Origin of the sequence: Paraburkholderia sp. CNPSo 3281 (assembly GCF_024206515.1) — a bacterium.
Lineage (GTDB): Bacteria > Pseudomonadota > Gammaproteobacteria > Burkholderiales > Burkholderiaceae > Paraburkholderia > Paraburkholderia nodosa.
The window spans coordinates 29,957-46,680 of record NZ_JAMBPS010000035.1 but is presented as its reverse complement, the minus strand read 5'-3'; the positions used below and the strand labels follow the sequence as shown (position 1 = coordinate 46,680).

Genomic DNA, 16,724 nt, shown 5'->3' with positions numbered 1-16,724 from the left:
GATGACAAGACCGGAGGAAAACATGGCGCAAGATCGGGATGACGCAAAAGACGGTAAGAGCTTGATCGACACGGGCCGACGCGGCCTGATGCAGGGTGCGGGCTTAAGTGCGGCGCTTTCGCTGCTCGGTGCGGTGGGCGGCGGCGGATTCATTTCCACGGCACAGGCCGCCGAATCGGGATTCCCTTCGCACAAGAAGTGGAAGATCGTGTTCGTGAATCACGTCACCACGAATCCGTTCTTCGTGCCGACGCAATACGGCATTCAGGACGCATGTTCGCTGCTCAACATGGACTACCAGTGGACCGGTTCGGCCACGTCCGACGCGGGCGAAATGGTGCGCGCCGTGAATTCGGCCATCGCCGCGAAGGCCGACGCGATCGCGGTGCCGATCGTCGACCCCACCGCCTTCGACAAGCCCATTCAAGCGGCGCTCGACGCGGGCATTCCGGTATTCGCCTATAACGCCGATGCGCCGCGCGGCAAGAAGAATCCGCGCCTCGCCTATATCGGCCAGGACCTGTATCTCTCGGGCTATCAGATGGGCGAGCGTATCGTGAGCCTGATCGACAGCGGCATGGTCGCGCTCTTCATCGCCACGCCGGGCCAGCTCAATATCCAGCCGCGTCTGGACGGCGCGAGCGACGCCATCAAGAAGTCGGGCAAGAAAATCGACATCCAGACCGTGGCAACGGGCGCGACCGTCAACGAAGAGCTTTCGAAGATCAAGTCGTTCTATCTGGGCCACCAGGACGTGAAGGGCATGTTCGCCGTGGACGCGGGCAGCACCCAGGGCGTGGCGCAGGTGATGAAAGAGTCGAACCTGCCTTCGAAGGGTGTGCACGGCGGCGGCTTCGACCTGTTGCCCACCACGGTCCAGCTCATTCACGAAGGCTTCCTCGACTTCACGATCGACCAGCAGCCGTACGTGCAGGGCTTCTATACGGTGATGCAGGCGTTCGTGACCCTCGCCTCGGGCGGACTGGTCGGCCCGGCCGATACCAACACGGGCCTGAAGTTCGTGACGAAGGACACCGTCGAGCCGTACCTGAACACCTCGACGCGTTACGAAGGCAAGACCACCAAGCCGCAAATCGTTCCGATGAACGGCGCAATCAAGTCGTGATGAACTACGAGTGATGAACTCTGTGAACGAAACTGGCAAGGCTGAAGTCACCGCGCGGGCTGCTGCCCGCCCGCGCGGGCAATGGCTCTCCGCGTGGGCGCCCGAGTTGCGCATTCTGCTCGTGGCGGTGATCCTCGCGGCGTACTTCGAATTTTCCAACCGGGATTTCCTGCTCACCAACGCGAGTCTCGTCAACCTCTCGCAGTTCATCGCGCCGGTGGCGATCATTGCGTTCGGCGAAATCATGCTGATGATCGGCGGCGACATCGATCTTTCGGCAGGCATGGTGTTCGCCTTCGCGCCGTTCATGATGGTGTTCGCCAACGACGCGGGCGCGCCCATGTGGCTCGCCGTAATCGCGGGGCTCCTGGCCGCGGGCATCGTCGGCTTCGTGAACGGGGCCGTGACCGTGTGGCTGCGCCTGCCCTCGTTCGTCACGACGCTCGGCACGCTTTTCCTCATCAACGGCATCACGCTCACGATCTCGCGCGGCACGCCGGTGCAGGCGCCGGGCTCGCCCGAATTCGCGGCCTTCATGGGCGCTTGGGGCTATAGCGAGATCCTCTGGACTATCGTGATCGCGTTCGCGATGCACGTGCTGTTGCGGCATACGCGCTGGGGCCTGCATACGCAGGCGGCGGGTGCGAATCCGCTCGGTGCGAGCGAGGCCGGTATTCATGTGAACCGGCTGCGCCTCGGCAACTTCATCATTGCCGCCGTGCTCGCGGGCTTCACCGGCATTCTGGAAGGCTTTCGCATCACCTCGATCGACCCGCAGGCGGGCGGCAACCAGATCATGTTCCTCGCCGTGGCTTCGGCCGTGATCGGCGGCACGCCGCTCACGGGCGGCTCGGGCACGATCGTGGGCGGCCTGATCGGCGCGGCGGTGCTCGGCATTCTCAACGACGGCTTCACGCTCATCGGTATCAACGCATTCACCTTCAACATCATCCTCGGCGCCGCAATTCTCGCCGCCATGGTCTTCAACATCCACGTTGGGCGCCTGCGCCGCAAAGGGAGCCGATGATGGACGAATCGCAAGCTTCCCCCGGCGGCGCGAGCACCACGGCCAACGCCCCGCTCGCGGTGCGGGGCGACAACATCGTCAAGCGCTTCGGTGCGGTCACGGCGCTCGACGGCGTTTCGCTCACGCTCGGCCGCGGCGAAATCCTCGGCATTCTCGGCGACAACGGCGCGGGCAAGTCCACGCTCGTCAAAATCCTCACGGGTTTTCACCAGCAAACGAGCGGCACGCTGCAGATCGACGGCAGCGAAACGCTGCTGCGCTCGGTGGACCATGCACGCTCGCTCGGCATCGAATGCGTTTATCAGGACCTCGCGCTTGCCAATTCGCTGAGCATTTACCACAATATGTTCCTGAACCGCGAGATTGTGCGGCGCGGGCCCTTCAGACTGCTCGATCACAAGCAGATGCGCCAGCGCGCGGCGCAACTGCTCGACGACATCGGCGTGCACGTGCCCTCGGTGGACCTGCCTGTGGAGCGGCTTTCGGGCGGTCAGCGTCAGGCGATCGCGGTGGCGCGCGCCGTGCATTCGAACGCAAAGATCCTGCTGCTCGACGAGCCGCTCGCCGCGATGGGCGCGCGCGAAGCGGGTCTGATCATCGATCTCATCATGCGTTTGAAGGAAAAAGGCGGGCTATCGATTATCATGATCATGCACAACTATGCGCAGACGCTCGATATTGCGGATCGCATCATGTTGATGCAGCGAGGCCGCGTGACATACGAGCAGCACAGCGCCAATACATCGGTGGCTGAACTGATGGATATCGTGCGGCGGGAATACCGGGCCATGCGCGCCACCAGCGCGTAGTGACCCAATAACAAAGGGGGACGCTCCGATCGGGTAGCCCCCGGCCGGACAATCATGGATTACCGCAATCTAGAGAAACGCAAGAGCATGCACGCGCGCATCGTGCAGGAGCTCGGCATGCAGATCGTGGGCGGCACGCTCCCCCCCGGGCAGCGCCTGCCCGCCGAACCCACACTGTGCGAGACCTACGGCGTGAGCCGCCCCGTGTTGCGCGAGGCCACGCGCGTGCTGGTCGCCAAGGGCCTGGTGGTTTCGAAGCCGCGCGTGGGCAGTGTCGTGCGGCCGCGCGAAGAATGGCACATGCTCGACCCCGACGTGCTGTACTGGACCGTCAACAGCATTCCCGAAGGCGAGTTCTTCCGCTCGCTCATGACCGTGCGGCAGATCATCGAACCCGCCGCCGCGGCGCTAGCCGCGATTTCAGCGAACGACGAAGACCGCGCCCGCATTACCGCCGCCTACGCCCGCATGGAGCAGGCGCAAACCGCCGCCGACCTGCTCGAGCCCGACCTGGAATTTCACCGCGCGATCATGGCGGCCACGCATAACAACATGCTCGCGTACATCGGCAACATGCTCTCGCTCGCGCTTTCCGAGTCGATCAAGCTCACGAGCCGCCATCCCAACACGCATGCGCTTTCGCTGCCGCGCCACAAGGCGATTCTCACGGCGATCGAGCACGGCGACGCGCTCGCGGCGCGGCAAGCGAGCGTCGTGCAGCTCGACAATGCGCGCGCCGACGCCAAATCGATTCTGGGCGGGGCCGGGCTGGAAACTTGAGGCCCACCGACTACTGAAGCGCCGCCGCGCCAGCGACGCATTGCGGCGCATCGACGTGCCCTTCCCTCACACTGCGCGCTTGCTGCGGCGGTACTGGTCGAACAGCACCGCGAGCAGCAGAATGCCGCCGCGAATCAGGTACTGATAGAACGTCGGTACGTTCATGAGGCTCATGGCGTCTTGCACCGAGCCCATGATCAGCACGCCCACGAGCACGCCCGAGATCGTCGCCACGCCGCCCGTGAGCGACACGCCGCCCAGCACGCAAGCCGAGATCACGCCGAGTTCGAGACCCACCGAAGTCTTCGGGTCGCCGAGACTCATGCGCGAGGCCAGCATCACGCCCGCAAAGCCCGTAATGAGCCCTTGCAGCACGAACACCGTGATCTTGATGCGTGTGACCGGGAGGCCTGCCAGGCGCGCCGCTTCGCTATTGCCGCCCACCGCGAGCACGTTCTTGCCGAACACGGTTTTCTTGAGCAGGAAGCCAAACACCACGAAGCCGATGATGTTGCTCCAGATCGGGAACGAAATGCCGAGGAACGAGCCGCCGCCCAGATCGAAGAAGCGCTCTTCGGAGATCATCACGGCGTCGCCGTTGGACGTGAGGAAAGCGAGGCCGCGCACCGCTTCCATCATCGCCAGCGTGGCGATCAGCGAGTTGATCTTGAAGCGCGCGATCAGCACGCCATTGACGAGCCCCACCGCGCCGCCCGCGAGCACGCCCGCCGCAATGCCCAGCAGCACGCTATGCGACTGCGTGATGACCGTGGAGGCCACGACACCCGCGAACGCCACGATCGAGGCGACCGAAAGATCGACCTCGCCGAGCGCGAGCACGAACATCATCGTGACGGCGATCGAGCCGATCAGCGTGACGGAGAGCAGCAGGCCCTGAATGTTGCGGGTCGTGAGGAAGTCGGGCACCGTTGCGGATAGCACCGCGAACAGCACCACGAACACCACCGCGATGCCCGATTTGTTGATCATGTCCCAGGCCCGCGCGCGCTGGGGGGTAATCGGCGCGGCGGCTTCGTTGACGGTAGGCGTGCCCTGTGGCTGCATGGCTTCACTCATTTCTGGTTCATCGTTTCGGATCGGTCGCGAGCGTCACTTGAAGACGCTTCAGACGCGACCGGCAAGGCAAAAAAACAGGTTTTAGCGCGGCAGCGCCATCTTGATCAGTTCGTCGGGCGAGGCTTCGGCCTTCGGCAGGCTGCCCGCAATCCGGCCTTCGCGCATGACGATGATGCGGTCCGATACGCCGATCACTTCGGCCAGATCGCTCGACACCATGATCACGGTCTTGCCCGCTTCCGCGAGCTCGTACAGCAGGTTGTAGATCTCGGCGCGCGCGCCCACGTCGATGCCGCGCGTGGGCTCGTCCATCAGGAACACCTCGATGCGTTCGGCGAGCCAGCGCGACAGAATCACCTTCTGCTGGTTGCCGCCCGACAGCGTGCCGATTGCCGTGTCGCCGTTGCGCGTCTTGATCGCGAGTTTCTTGATGTAGTCCTGCGCGAGGTCGCGCTCGCGCCGCGCGTCGAGCAGGAAACGCGCGGGGCTGAAGTGGCGGCGCGCGCTGATGTTGAGGTTGTCGGCCACCGAGGCGATCGCGACGATGCCTTCCTGCTTGCGGTCCTCGGGGCATAGCGCGAGGCCCGCGCGCACGGCGTCGCGGGGGCTTGCGAAATTGACGCGCTTGCCGTCGAGTTCGACGTGGCCCGCGCTGGCGCGCGTCGCGCCGTAAATCAGCTTCATGAGTTCCGAACGCCCCGCGCCCACGAGCCCGAAGAAGCCGACGATCTCGCCGCGCCGCGCCGCGAACGACACCGGCTCGGCCAGCCCAGGACCTAGCAGGCCCTTCGCTTCGAGCAGCACGTCTCCCGCTTCGCGCGCGCGATAGCCGTACACGTCCTCGATCGAGCGGCCCACCATCGCCGCAATCAGGCGATTGCGGTCGAGATCGGCCACCGAATCGAACGTTTCGATGCGCTTGCCGTCGCGGAACACCGTCACCCGGTCGCAAAGCTCATAGACTTCGTCCATGCGGTGCGTGACGTAGATGATCGCGCGGCCATCCGCGCGCAGCGCGTTGATGATGCGAAAGAGGTTCTCCGTCTCGCGCGCCGAGAGCGAGCTGGTCGGTTCGTCGAAGGCGATCACGCGCGCGTCGCGCATAAGTGCCTTGCCGATTTCGATCATCTGGCGCTGGCCGATGGAGAGATTCTTCACCGGCGTGCGCGGATCGATGCGCTCGCCAAGGCGCTTCAATTCATCCATCGCGCGCTTGACGAGCGTGCCTTCGTCGAGCACGCCGAGGCGGTTGGGCAACTGCCCGAGCATCAGGTTTTCCGCCACCGTCAGCTCGGGCACGAGATGCAGTTCCTGATAGATGATCGCGATACCCGCTTCGAGCGCCGCCTTCGTGGTCGTGAAGCGGTGCTCCACGCCAACCAGCTTGAGCGTGCCTTCCTGCGGCTGGTTCACACCCGAGAGCACCTTGAGCAGCGTGGATTTACCCGCGCCGTTCTCGCCCATCAAGCCGTGCACTTCGCCGGCACGCACTTCCAGCGCCACGCGATCGAGCGCGCGCACGCCCGGGAAGCTCACGGTAATGCCGTCGAGCTCCAGATACGCGCGATTCCCCTGTTGAGCGCTCTTCACCGCGTTCGCTTGCGCGTTCGCGTCAGTCATGGTTTCAGTCATTGCATCCCTGCCCTTTACTTCGCCTCAGTCGTCTACGCGGTCCTTAGATACCCAGCTCGCTGCGCACGGCCGTCCAGTTGTCGCGCGTCATCAGCTTGCCGGTGGTCTGCGTGTCGGCGGCCGGTTGCTTGCCGTCTCGGATCCACTCGACGAGGTTCTCGGCGCTTTCCTTGCCGTGGTTCGTCGAGCTCACGGCGATCGTGCCGTAGAAGCCCGTAGGCTGCTTCTTCTGGAACTCGGCGAACGCTTCGCCTGCGCCGTTGATGCCCACGCCGATCACGTCAGCCGAAGGGATGTGCAGCTGTTCGGTCGCGCGCACGGCGCCCAGCACGCTTTCTTCGTTGAGCGCGAACACCACCCACTTCTTGATGTTCGGATGCTGGGCGAGCACGGGCGATGCCGCATTGAAGCCGCCTTCGTCGTCGGTGGTCTTTTGCGGGGCGTCGAAGATGTTTTCCTTCTTGAAGCCGCCAGCCAGCAGCGATTGCGTCGCGCCGTCCGTGCGCAGCTTCGCCGTGGGCAGTTCATAGTCGGTGATACGCAGTGCGCCCACTTCTTCCGGCTTCCAGCCGCGGCGCTTCATTTCGTCGGTGATCGCCTGACCGACCTGATTGCCGATCTTGAGCGCCGACATGCCAAGATGCGGCACGCTGGCGATCGGCTTGCCCGACGAGTCGACGAGCTGGTCGTCCACCGTCACGAACTTCATGTTGTAGCGCTTGGCGCGCGCCTGGATCGCCGGTCCGAGACGCACGTCGGGCGCGCAGATCACGAAGCCCTGTGCGCCTTGCGCGCCGAGGTTGTCGATGGCGGCGAGCACCTTCTCGCCGTCCGGCGTGCCGATGTTCACCACCGAGAAGTTCTCCTTCTGGCCGAGCGCCGTGGCGGCCTTCTGCTCGTTGATGAACCATGCCTGTTCCGGCATCTTCACGAGGAAGCCGATCTTCACGGGCGAGTCGGCGTGCGCCGCCACGTTCATGCCGAGCGGGGCAATGCACATCGCCGCGAATGCGGCACGAAGGGTCAAACGGCGGATCTTGCTGGTCATGCTCCTGTCTCCTCAGGTGGTTTGCTGCGTGTGTAATGCTTGAAAGAAGCGTCTTTAGTGGCCGAAGGCCTCGACTTCGACGTGCCTGCCGAGCAGGAAAGCGTCCGCCACGAGGCGCAGCGGGCGCACGTCCACGTCGTCGGTACCGTGGGCGATCAACCAGTGAAAACGCTCATAGAGCGCCGAATATTCCCGTTCCGCGTCGAGCGCGACCGGCTCGCCCGCAATCGCGAGGCGCTTGCCGCCTTCCGCGATCGAGAGCAGGCCGTCCGTGGTTTCCACATCGATTTCCCATTGCTCGACCGGACCGTGGCGCCAGTCGAACTCGGCGCGCACGGGCACGCCATCGGTGTCGATGCAGTCGAGTTCCGCCGCGATCGGCGTTGCGCAGTCGCCTGGCACATGCAGCGTCGCGCCCTGCAGCAGCACTTCGCGCGGCAGGATGCGCGTGACGATGGAAAGCGCGTTGATGCCCGGATCGAACACGCCGAGGCCGCCCGGCTCCCAGATCCACTGCTGACCCGGATGCCAGCGGCGCACGTCTTCCTTCCAGCGCACGTGCACGGCGCGAATGGTGCGCTCGGCGAGCCACGCGCGCGCGGGCTCGACGGCGCTCGCGCAGCGCGAATGCCACGTGGTGAACAGCGTGCGCCCACGCTTTTGCGCAAGTTCACGCAGCGCCTCGACTTCGCTCACGCTAGCGCCAGGCGGCTTTTCGAGCATGACGTGCTTGCCCGCTTCGAGCGCGGCGCGCGCCTGCGCGTAGCGCACCTGCGGCGGCGCGCACAGCGAGACGGCGTCGAGATCGGACTCGGCGGCCAGCAGCGCACCGATGTCCTTGTAGTTGCGCACGCTCTCCACTTGTGCGTTGCGGCTCGCGCTCGCGACGAGTTCGAAGCCCGGATTGCCCGCGATCGCGGGCAGATGCTGGTCGCGCGCAATCTTGCCGACGCCGACGATACCCAACGTATAGGACGCTTTCATGACGTATCTCCGCCCCTTCTTTTCAGGGAGATTCTTTATTCTGGACGACGAATGATTTATTTACCCCAGCGCAGCACGAGCGGATCGAGGCGGCGCGCAATGTCGATCAGCTCGGCGCGCGTCGCTGCATTCATTGCGGGCAGCGGGTGGCGCGGCAGTTCGCACTCGATCACGCCGCCTTCCTTCATCAGCGACTTGCAGGCGAGCAGGCCCGCCTGGCGGTTTTCGTGATTGATGAGTGGCAGCCACTTCTGGTAAAGCGCGAATGCGTCGTCGGCGCGGCCTTCGCGGTGGGCTTCGATAATCGGACGAATACCGTCCGGGAAGCCGCCGCCCGTCATCGAGCCGGTCGCGCCGGCGTTCAGGTCCGCGAGCAAGGTGATCGCTTCTTCGCCGTCCCACGGGCCTTCGACTGCCTCGCCTGCCAGCTTGATCAGCTCGCGCAGCTTGTTCGCCGCGCCCGGCGTTTCGATCTTGAAGTACGAGACCTGCTCGATCTCGCGGGCCATGCGCGCGAGGAATGCGGCGGAGAGCGCCGTGCCGCTCGCGGGCGCGTCCTGAATCATGACCGGAATGTCGATCGCGTCGGACACGCGCGCGTAGAAGTCGTAAATCTGCTGCTCGGGCACGCGGAAGGTCGCACCGTGATACGGCGGCATGAGCATCACCATCGCCGCGCCCTGCTCCTGTGCCCGCTTGCTGCGCGCGGCGGCAACCGGCGTGCCGTAGTGCGTGGTCGTCACGATCACGGGTACGCGGCCCGCCACGTGCTCGAGCACGGTGCGCGTGATGAGTTCGCGCTCGTCGTCGGAGAGCGAGAACTGCTCCGAGAAGTTCGCGAGAATGCACAGGCCGTCCGAGCCCGCGTCGATCATGAAATCGACGGCGCGCTTCTGGCTTGCCAGATCCAGTTCGCCCGTTTCGGTGAACGTGGTCGGCACGACGGGGAAAATGCCCCGATAGCGGGGCGTACGGCTGGTAGTCATGTCTTCAGTCCTGCTTGAGAAAAGGTGTCAGGCCGCGCCTTCACGATTCGCTCGCCAGCTCTCCCGTGCCGCGCCGAGGCGTGCGCAGCACCGCGCGCACGGCGAACGTCACGAGCACCGCGAACACCAGCGTGGCCGCGAGAAAGTAAAGCCCGGCCGCCAGGCTGCCCGTCGCGTCCTTGATGAGCCCGATGCCATAGGGGCCGAGATAGCCGCCGAGATTCGCGAGCGAGTTGATCGTCGCGATCCCCACGGCCGCGCTCGCGCCGGTGAGAAACTCGCCGGGCAGCGCCCAGACCACGGCCTGAATCGAGTAGATCGAAAAAGCGGTCAGGCAGATGAACAGCAGTTGCAGCGCCGGCGCGTGAAACCACGCGCTCGCGGCCATCGTCAGCGCCGCGACGGCCGAGACCACGACGATGTGGCCATAGCGTTCGCGGTGCTTGTCCGAATGGCGCGGCACGATCAGCAAGCCCGCTACCGCGAACAGATACGGCACCGCGGAAAGCAGGCCCGCCGTGGAATCGCTCACGCCGAACGCCTTGATAATGGTAGGCAACCAGAGCGACAAACCATAGATGCACAGCGGAAACGGCAGGAACAGCAGCGCAAGCAGCAGCACGCGGCGATCCTTGAGCGCGCTAAACGGGTTGCGATGCGTGTCGAGCTGGTAGGCGCGCTGGTCGGCGGCGAGTTCGCGCGCGATCCAGCGGCGCTCGGTGTCGTCGAGCCAGCGCGCGTGCGCGGGCGATTCGGGCAACAGACGCAGCGTGGGAATGCACAGCAGCACGGCGGGCAGGCCGCTCACGACGAAGAGCGTCTGCCAGTTCGACATGCCGAAAAAGCCGTGCGTTTCGAGCAGCGCGCCCGCGATCGGGCCCGTGACAATGCCAGCGATGGGCTGCGCGAGCACGAGCAGGCCGATCACGCGCGCGCGGTGGCGCATGGGAAACCACTGCGTGAGGAAATACAGAATGCCCGGATAGAGACCGGCTTCCGCCGCGCCCAGCAGGAAGCGCAGCGCGTAGAAGCTCTTTGGGCCGCTCACGAGCGCCATCAGCATCGTGATCACGCCCCACGTGAAGAGGATGCGCGCGAACCACACGCGCGCGCCGAAGCGCGCGAGCGCGAGATTGCTCGGCACTTCGCAGAGGAAATAACCGATGAAGAAGAGGCCGGCGCCCAGGCCGTAGGCGGCGTCGGAAAGGCCTACGGCCGCGTTCATGTGCAGCTTCGCGAAACCGACCACGGTGCGATCGACGTAAGCCACCACATAGATCAGCGCGAGAAGAGGCAGCAGCCGGCGCGCGATATGGCCGACGATGTGCTGTTCCTCGCTGCTGGCGCTTGCCAATGCAGCGGGGCTTTCGTGTTGCAGCACCTGCGGGTTCGTCATCGTGTCTCCAGGCTAATTTCTTCTCTTAAGCGGTGCGGCCTTCGTGTTTGCCGCGCTCAGGGCGCCGGCGCGCCCTGACTCATTGCAGCCAACGCTCAGTGCGAATGCCGCGGCACCGCCGCCCCGCGCCTGCCCACCAGGAAGTCGAGGTCACAACCCTCGTCGGCCTGCAGCACGTGATCGACATAAAGGCGCGCATAACCGCCCTTGCCCAGCTGCTCCGCCACGCCGGGCGCGGCCGCCGGATCGACATCGCTCAACCGCCGCGCGAGTTCCTCGTCGCTGATGTCCAGATGCAGGCGACCCGATTCGCAGTCCAGCTCGATCCAGTCGCCGTTGCGCACCGCCGCCAGCGGCCCGCCCGCCGCCGCTTCGGGCGCCACGTGCAGGACCACCGTGCCGTAGGCCGTGCCGCTCATGCGCGCATCGGAAATGCGCACCATGTCCTTCACGCCCTGGCGCAGCAGCTTGGGCGGCAGGCCCATGTTGCCGACCTCGGCCATGCCGGGGTAGCCGCGCGGGCCGCAGTTCTTCATTACGAGGATGGAGTCCTTGTCGACGTCGAGCGACTCGTCGCCGATCGTCGCCTTGTAGTGGTCGAAGTTTTCGAACACCACGGCGCGGCCACGATGCTTGAGCAGCTCGGGCGTCGCCGCCGAAGGCTTGAGCACGGCGCCGCGCGGCGCGAGATTGCCGCGCAGGATACAGATACCGCCGTCTGCGATCAATGGATTGTCGAGCGGGCGGATCACTTCATCGTTGTAGTTGGGCGCTTCGCGCACGTTGTCCCAGATGGACTTGCCGTTGACCGTGAGCGCATTGGGATGCGGCAGGAGGTTCGCTTCGCCGAGCCGGCGCAGCACCGCCGGCAGACCGCCCGCGTAGTAGAACTCTTCCATCAGGAAGCGGCCCGACGGCTGCAGGTCGACGATGGTCGGCGTGTTGCGGCCAATGCGCTGCCAGTCTTCCAGTTCGAGATCGACGCCGATGCGGCCGGCAATCGCCTTCAGGTGAATCACGGCGTTGGTCGAGCCGCCGATGGCTGCGTTGGTGCGAATGGCGTTCTCGAACGCTTCACGCGTGAGGACCTTCGAGAGCTTCAGGTCTTCTAGCGCCATCTGCACGATGCGTATGCCCGACATGTGCGCGAGCACGTAACGGCGCGAATCCACAGCCGGAATCGCCGCGTTGTGCGGCAGCGAAACGCCGAGCGATTCGGCCATGCAGGCCATTGTCGAGGCGGTGCCCATGGTGTTGCAGGTGCCCGCCGAGCGCGACATGCCCGCTTCGGCCGAAAGGAACTGATGCAGGTTGATTTCGCCCGCCTTCAGCTCCTCGTGCAGCCTCCAGACCACGGTGCCCGAGCCGATGTCACGGCCTTCGTGCTTGCCATTGAGCATCGGGCCGCCGGTCACGACGATGGCGGGGACGTCCACGCTCGCCGCGCCCATCAGCAGCGCGGGCGTGGTCTTGTCGCAGCCACACAGCAGCACGACAGCGTCGATGGGGTTGCCGCGAATCGCCTCTTCCACGTCCATGGACGCGAGATTGCGCGTGAGCATGGCCGAAGGGCGCAGGTTCGATTCGCCGTTCGAGAACACCGGGAATTCGACCGGGAAGCCGCCCGCTTCATAAATGCCGCGCTTCACGTGCTCCGCGAGCTTGCGGAAATGCGCATTGCAGGGCGTGAGTTCCGACCAGGTGTTGCAGATGCCGATGATCGGGCGACCATCGAATTCGTGATCGGGAATGCCTTGATTCTTCATCCAGCTTCGGTACATGAAGCCGTTCTTGTCCGTGGTGCCGAACCACTGTTGGGAGCGCAGTTTGGGTTTGGTATCCGACATCGTGTTCGTCTTGTGGAGCGGGTAGTTCGCCGAGTGCTTCGAGCGATGGATTCGGCACAGTCTAGGGAGAAGTCTGATAACCTTCTAATGAAATAATGGACGCTTCCGATATCGAAATCGGCATTAGTATAAACACCTAAAACTATTTGGGAAATCAGGCGGAGACATGCTGGATACAAGCCCCTGGTACGTGCGCACGCGGCTGAAAACGCGGCAACTGCTCCTCGTCGTGGCACTGGCGGAGGAAGGTAACATTCACCGCGCGGCGGCGGCACTGAACATGACGCAGCCCGCCGCCTCGAAGCTCCTGCGGGAGCTCGAAGACATGCTCGGCGCGGTGCTGTTCGAGCGCATGCCACGCGGCATGCGGCCCACGCTGTACGGCGACGCGCTGATCCGCCACGCGCGCGCCGTGCTCGGCAGCCTCGACCAGGCGCAGGAGGAACTGAACGCGCTCAAGGCCGGGCGCCTCGGCCACGTGGCGGTGGGCGCGATCACCTCGCCGGGCGTGCGCGTACTGCCGGCGGCCGTTGCGGCGGTCAAGCGCACGCATGCGAACCTGCGCGTCTCCGTGGAGATCGACGCCAGCAACGTGCTGCTCGAGCACCTGGCGCAAGACAAGCTCGACGTGGTGCTGGGCCGCCTTTCCGCCGAGCACGACAAGCTCCAGTTGCGTTACGAACCGCTCGCGGGCGAGCCCGTGTGCGCCGTGGTCCGGCCGGGGCATCCCATGCTTGGGGCACTGCAGGACAAGGCCCAGGCGATCGCGCTCGCCGACATCGCGCGCGCCACATGGGTCGTGCCGCCGGTCGGCAGCGTGCTGCGCCACCGCTTCGAGCTGATGTTCCAGCGCGCGAGCCTCGCGCCCCCTTCGAACGTGGTCGAGACACCCGCGCTGCTGTTCATCACGCGCGTGCTGGAGCAAAGCGACATGATCGCCGTGCTCACCGAGGACGTGGCGCGCTACTACGCGGCGCACGGCATGGTCGCGATCCTGCCCGTGCCGATGGATTGCCAGATGGACGACTTCGGCATCATCACGCGCGCGGATGGCCTCCTTACGCCCGCGGCGAGCGTGATGATCGAGGCGTTGCGGCAGGTAAGCGCCGACATTTACGGGACGCACAGCGGCGAGCACGGCGCGCGATAATCGTGCGACGAAACCCGCGCGAGAGGACCGAACCATGCCCGCCAGCCATCCCGACAGCACCGCCATTCGCGTCGCGCTGTGGCGCGCGCTGCACGTCCAGGTCGACGATGCGCCCCACGTGCTCGAAGACGAAACCGGCATGCAGATCGCCGCGCCGGAGTCGAACTGGCGGGAGCGGCCCGATATGCACCCGGCGGGCACGCGCGGCTATCGTGCGTCGATCGTCGGGCGCGCGCGCTTTGTCGAGGACCTCGTGGCCGAGCAGACCGCGAAAGGGCTCGCGCGGCAGTACGCGATTCTCGGCGCGGGACTCGACACGTTCGCCCAGCGCCACCCCGAAATCGCCTCGCGCCTGCACGTGTACGAGGTGGACAAGCCGGGCACGCAGGCCTGGAAGCGTCAGCGGCTCATGGAGCTGGGCTATCGCGAGCAGGCGTGGCTGCGCTTCGTGCCGGTGGATTTCGAAGCCGGAGAGACGTGGTGGGAACGGCTCGCCGCGGCTGGGTTCGACGGCGCGAGTCCCGCGGTAATCGCCTCGACGGGCGTCTCCATGTATCTCACGCGCGAAGCGAACCTTGCGACGCTGCGGCAGATCGCGCAGCTCGCACCGGGCTCGATGCTCGTCATGACCTTCCTCTTGCCGCTCGAACTCATCGACGAGCCCGAGCGCTCGCAGCATGCCGCCGTGTATGAACGCGCGAGGGCGGCGGGTACGCCGTTCGTGAGCTTTTTTGCGCCGGACGAGATGCTTGCGCTCGCAAGCGAAGCAGGGTTGCGCGAGGCGCGCCATGTTTCGACCGCCGATCTCACTGCGCGTTACTTCGCAGGACGAAGCGATGGGCTAAGGCCGGCTAGCGGGGAGTCGATTCTTGTGGCGACGGTTTGAGGCGGGGTTGTCGTGGTCTGTTTGCGGAAAGCTGTTTTTTTTGCGCACTCGGCCGCGAGCGCGCGGCCGGTGAATCGGTCAGCCAGCTGGGCGCGCGGTGCGATGACTTGCGGGTCGTCGTTTGGTGAAAGACTGAACGCCCGGTGCGGCATCGGACAACGACGGCGGCATCCTGGCCAACTTGCCGCCTTCTGCACGGGTTCAAGTAGTCAGCCGTCGATACGCGCTCAAATGACGAACCAGGCCTTGCGGGTCGCCACGTCTTTCGAGCAGCATTGCCAGATTGTGGTGAGCGTCCGCGTACGTCGGGTCGAGTTCGAGGCAGCGTGTATAGCTTTGCTCAGCATCTTCGAAGCGGCCCAGCTCCTCGAACGCAATCGCGCGATTGAAGTGCAACACGGCATCATCGGGGAAGTGGGCTAACGCTTCGTCCGACAGTTGAAGTGCATCCTCGCAACGCGCTTCGAGTTCACATAGCAGCGCGCCCAAATCAACGTAGGCAGCATAAAAAGGTTGTGGCGATAGCGCGATGGCCTTCCTGTACGCCCGTTCAGCACCGTTCACGTCGGATACTCTTAACTGCTCGCCGAGGTCGTACCACTCCTGCGCCTGATGCGCGAGATTCTTCTGCGCGGGAGCCGAATCGAGAAAAACGACATCGCCCTTGATTTGCGCAACTTCGAAATCCAGCAGGAACTGACCGGTGGCGGCATCCCATTGCGAAGGGCCGGTTCGCACGGCCACGTCGTTGCCGACTGCCGATACGCGAATCCCTGTAAGCGGCAGCTCATCGGGCAACTCGTCTCTAAGCCGCGTGAGCGCCATGATGATCTTGCGCGGCGCAATGCGCGCATCGCGTAGCTGCAATGCCGTACGCAGCAGCACGACGTCCTGGAACGTGAAGCGGTATGCGTTTCGCGGTCCCCGTGACGGCTTCACGAATCCTGCAGCAACGAGACCCGATACCACCCTCCGGGAAACGCCCAGCGTGGCCTGCAATTCGCGCATCGAAATCTCGCGCGCGTCGACTTGCGGCGTCACTTGCGTGCCCGGACCTTTGCAGGTGCTTCAGCGGGAGCCTTGGCGGCACGCGCCGGCGGCTTGCGCGTCTTGGGCGCGACAGGAAGCTCAGTAACGGGCTCCGCGCTCTTGCTACGTTTCGGCGCCGGGGCGGCTTTCGCTTTCGCGCCACCTTTCAAGCTCGCGCGCAAGGCATCCATCAGGTCGATAACCTGTCCGCCGCCGGCCAGCTCTTCGTGAGCCTCGTGAACGACGACCTGCTTGCCTGCGATCTTTTCGTCGATGGCGGCAAGGATGCGCTTCTTCTCTTCGTCTTCGTACGCAGTCGGGTCGTAGTTGTCTTCAGCACCCTGCTCGATAATCTGCAGCGCGAGTTTCATCTCGGTATCGGATACGTCGACACGTTCGACATGCAGGTCAGCCAGCGAGCGAACCTCGTCGGCGTACAGCAATTGCTGAAAGACGAGTCCATCTTCTTCGGGGCGCACCTGCACGATCCGCGTCCGTCCTTTTGACGCCCATTTCGCCAACGCGCAGCGGCCGCTCTGCACCAGCGCCTGCTGCAACAGGCTGTACGGCTTGCCGCCTCGCTTGTCGGGCGCAATGTAATAGGCCTTGTCGTAGAAGACCGGGTTAATCGCCTCTCCCGGGATGAAGGCCATGATTTCGACGACGTGGCTCGCAGCGTCTTCCAGCGCTTTTAGCTCGTCGGCGGTGAAGACCACAAAGCGGTCCTTTTCGAATTCGTAGCCCTTGTTCATGCTCGAACGCTCGACAACATCGCCCGTCTTCTCGGAGACGTATTGCTGCTTCACGCGCGAGCCGTCGGGCGACAGCATGTGAAACCGGACGTCAGACGAGCTCTCGGTGGCGGTATAAAGCTTCACCGGTATCGAAACGAGCCCGAAGGACAGCGTCAGGGAAGCGATTGAGCGGGCGGGCATGGACTTCTCCTC

Annotated in this window: 15 protein-coding genes; 6 read left to right on the top strand and 9 right to left on the bottom strand. The window is 64.7% G+C overall.

Annotation, left to right across the window (positions count from 1 at the left end; translation table 11 throughout):
* The first annotated feature begins 22 nt into the window (after positions 1 to 22).
* Genes M3I56_RS27430 through M3I56_RS27415 form a run of 4 tightly spaced genes read left to right on the top strand, consistent with a single transcriptional unit; the run spans position 23 to position 3,742 of the window.
* A complete protein-coding gene (locus tag M3I56_RS27430) occupies positions 23 to 1,126 on the top strand; it encodes a sugar ABC transporter substrate-binding protein (protein ID WP_254356625.1) in 1,104 nt (367 codons plus the stop codon).
* Between the two features lie 13 nt (positions 1,127 to 1,139).
* Positions 1,140 to 2,153, top strand: coding sequence for an ABC transporter permease (locus M3I56_RS27425; RefSeq protein WP_254356624.1), 1,014 nt, complete (start codon positions 1,140 to 1,142; stop codon positions 2,151 to 2,153).
* Positions 2,153 to 2,962, top strand: coding sequence for an ATP-binding cassette domain-containing protein (locus tag M3I56_RS27420; RefSeq protein WP_254356652.1), 810 nt, complete (start codon positions 2,153 to 2,155; stop codon positions 2,960 to 2,962). The genes M3I56_RS27425 and M3I56_RS27420 overlap by 1 nt, the downstream gene beginning before the upstream one ends.
* A 54-nt stretch (positions 2,963 to 3,016) precedes the next feature.
* Complete coding sequence (locus tag M3I56_RS27415; RefSeq protein ID WP_028202385.1) at positions 3,017 to 3,742, top strand: FadR/GntR family transcriptional regulator; 726 nt, start codon at positions 3,017 to 3,019, stop codon at positions 3,740 to 3,742.
* 66 nt (positions 3,743 to 3,808) lie between these two features.
* Here the strand turns inward: M3I56_RS27415 and araH are convergent, their stop codons facing one another.
* The 7 genes from araH to M3I56_RS27380 form a co-directional block, all read right to left on the bottom strand.
* On the bottom strand, positions 3,809 to 4,819 hold the full coding sequence (araH, locus tag M3I56_RS27410) for an L-arabinose ABC transporter permease AraH (RefSeq protein ID WP_028202386.1): 1,011 nt from the start codon (positions 4,817 to 4,819) through the stop codon (positions 3,809 to 3,811).
* Positions 4,820 to 4,900: 81 nt separating this feature from the next.
* Positions 4,901 to 6,439: an L-arabinose ABC transporter ATP-binding protein AraG gene (gene araG / locus M3I56_RS27405; protein WP_254356623.1), complete on the bottom strand. Its 1,539-nt coding sequence runs from the start codon at positions 6,437 to 6,439 to the stop codon at positions 4,901 to 4,903.
* A 55-nt stretch (positions 6,440 to 6,494) separates the two neighbouring features.
* Positions 6,495 to 7,499 (bottom strand): arabinose ABC transporter substrate-binding protein, encoded by a 1,005-nt coding sequence (locus M3I56_RS27400; RefSeq protein WP_069265832.1) that lies wholly within the window; start codon positions 7,497 to 7,499, stop codon positions 6,495 to 6,497.
* Between the two features lie 54 nt (positions 7,500 to 7,553).
* Positions 7,554 to 8,483: a Gfo/Idh/MocA family protein gene (locus M3I56_RS27395; protein ID WP_254356622.1), complete on the bottom strand. Its 930-nt coding sequence runs from the start codon at positions 8,481 to 8,483 to the stop codon at positions 7,554 to 7,556.
* 56 nt (positions 8,484 to 8,539) lie between these two features.
* A complete protein-coding gene (locus M3I56_RS27390) occupies positions 8,540 to 9,469 on the bottom strand; it encodes a dihydrodipicolinate synthase family protein (protein ID WP_254356621.1) in 930 nt (309 codons plus the stop codon).
* Positions 9,470 to 9,509: 40 nt separating this feature from the next.
* Positions 9,510 to 10,865 (bottom strand): MFS transporter, encoded by a 1,356-nt coding sequence (locus M3I56_RS27385; protein ID WP_254356620.1) that lies wholly within the window; start codon positions 10,863 to 10,865, stop codon positions 9,510 to 9,512.
* Positions 10,866 to 10,960: 95 nt separating this feature from the next.
* A complete protein-coding gene (locus tag M3I56_RS27380; protein WP_254356619.1) occupies positions 10,961 to 12,712 on the bottom strand; it encodes an IlvD/Edd family dehydratase in 1,752 nt (583 codons plus the stop codon).
* Positions 12,713 to 12,878: 166 nt separating this feature from the next.
* On the opposite strand from M3I56_RS27380, the gene M3I56_RS27375 reads away from it, so the two are divergent.
* Together M3I56_RS27375 and M3I56_RS27370 are read left to right on the top strand one after the other, a co-directional pair.
* The gene (locus M3I56_RS27375) at positions 12,879 to 13,862 is read left to right on the top strand and encodes a LysR substrate-binding domain-containing protein (RefSeq protein WP_254356618.1); all 984 of its coding nucleotides are present in this window, start codon (positions 12,879 to 12,881) and stop codon (positions 13,860 to 13,862) included.
* A 34-nt stretch (positions 13,863 to 13,896) separates the two neighbouring features.
* Complete coding sequence (locus M3I56_RS27370; protein WP_254356617.1) at positions 13,897 to 14,748, top strand: class I SAM-dependent methyltransferase; 852 nt, start codon at positions 13,897 to 13,899, stop codon at positions 14,746 to 14,748.
* Between the two features lie 201 nt (positions 14,749 to 14,949).
* On the opposite strand, the gene M3I56_RS27365 is transcribed toward M3I56_RS27370, so the two are convergent.
* Together M3I56_RS27365 and M3I56_RS27360 are read right to left on the bottom strand one after the other, a co-directional pair.
* Positions 14,950 to 15,756: a tetratricopeptide repeat protein gene (locus M3I56_RS27365; protein ID WP_254356651.1), complete on the bottom strand. Its 807-nt coding sequence runs from the start codon at positions 15,754 to 15,756 to the stop codon at positions 14,950 to 14,952.
* A 29-nt stretch (positions 15,757 to 15,785) separates the two neighbouring features.
* The gene (locus M3I56_RS27360) at positions 15,786 to 16,712 is read right to left on the bottom strand and encodes a Ku protein (protein WP_028202400.1); all 927 of its coding nucleotides are present in this window, start codon (positions 16,710 to 16,712) and stop codon (positions 15,786 to 15,788) included.
* Positions 16,713 to 16,724 lie beyond the last annotated feature (12 nt).

What these genes read in the sequence shown, in the direction of transcription:
- M3I56_RS27430 (WP_254356625.1), top strand. Translation starts at nt 23, where the DNA reads ATGGCGCAAGATCGGGATGACGCAAAAGACGGTAAGAGCTTGATCGAC.
- M3I56_RS27425 (WP_254356624.1), top strand. Translation starts at nt 1,140, where the DNA reads ATGAACTCTGTGAACGAAACTGGCAAGGCTGAAGTCACCGCGCGGGCT.
- M3I56_RS27420 (WP_254356652.1), top strand. Translation starts at nt 2,153, where the DNA reads ATGGACGAATCGCAAGCTTCCCCCGGCGGCGCGAGCACCACGGCCAAC.
- M3I56_RS27415 (WP_028202385.1), top strand. Translation starts at nt 3,017, where the DNA reads ATGGATTACCGCAATCTAGAGAAACGCAAGAGCATGCACGCGCGCATC.
- araH (WP_028202386.1), bottom strand. Translation starts at nt 4,819, where the DNA reads ATGAGTGAAGCCATGCAGCCACAGGGCACGCCTACCGTCAACGAAGCC.
- araG (WP_254356623.1), bottom strand. Translation starts at nt 6,439, where the DNA reads ATGACTGACGCGAACGCGCAAGCGAACGCGGTGAAGAGCGCTCAACAG.
- M3I56_RS27400 (WP_069265832.1), bottom strand. Translation starts at nt 7,499, where the DNA reads ATGACCAGCAAGATCCGCCGTTTGACCCTTCGTGCCGCATTCGCGGCG.
- M3I56_RS27395 (WP_254356622.1), bottom strand. Translation starts at nt 8,483, where the DNA reads ATGAAAGCGTCCTATACGTTGGGTATCGTCGGCGTCGGCAAGATTGCG.
- M3I56_RS27390 (WP_254356621.1), bottom strand. Translation starts at nt 9,469, where the DNA reads ATGACTACCAGCCGTACGCCCCGCTATCGGGGCATTTTCCCCGTCGTG.
- M3I56_RS27385 (WP_254356620.1), bottom strand. Translation starts at nt 10,865, where the DNA reads ATGACGAACCCGCAGGTGCTGCAACACGAAAGCCCCGCTGCATTGGCA.
- M3I56_RS27380 (WP_254356619.1), bottom strand. Translation starts at nt 12,712, where the DNA reads ATGTCGGATACCAAACCCAAACTGCGCTCCCAACAGTGGTTCGGCACC.
- M3I56_RS27375 (WP_254356618.1), top strand. Translation starts at nt 12,879, where the DNA reads ATGCTGGATACAAGCCCCTGGTACGTGCGCACGCGGCTGAAAACGCGG.
- M3I56_RS27370 (WP_254356617.1), top strand. Translation starts at nt 13,897, where the DNA reads ATGCCCGCCAGCCATCCCGACAGCACCGCCATTCGCGTCGCGCTGTGG.
- M3I56_RS27365 (WP_254356651.1), bottom strand. Translation starts at nt 15,756, where the DNA reads ATGCGCGAATTGCAGGCCACGCTGGGCGTTTCCCGGAGGGTGGTATCG.
- M3I56_RS27360 (WP_028202400.1), bottom strand. Translation starts at nt 16,712, where the DNA reads ATGCCCGCCCGCTCAATCGCTTCCCTGACGCTGTCCTTCGGGCTCGTT.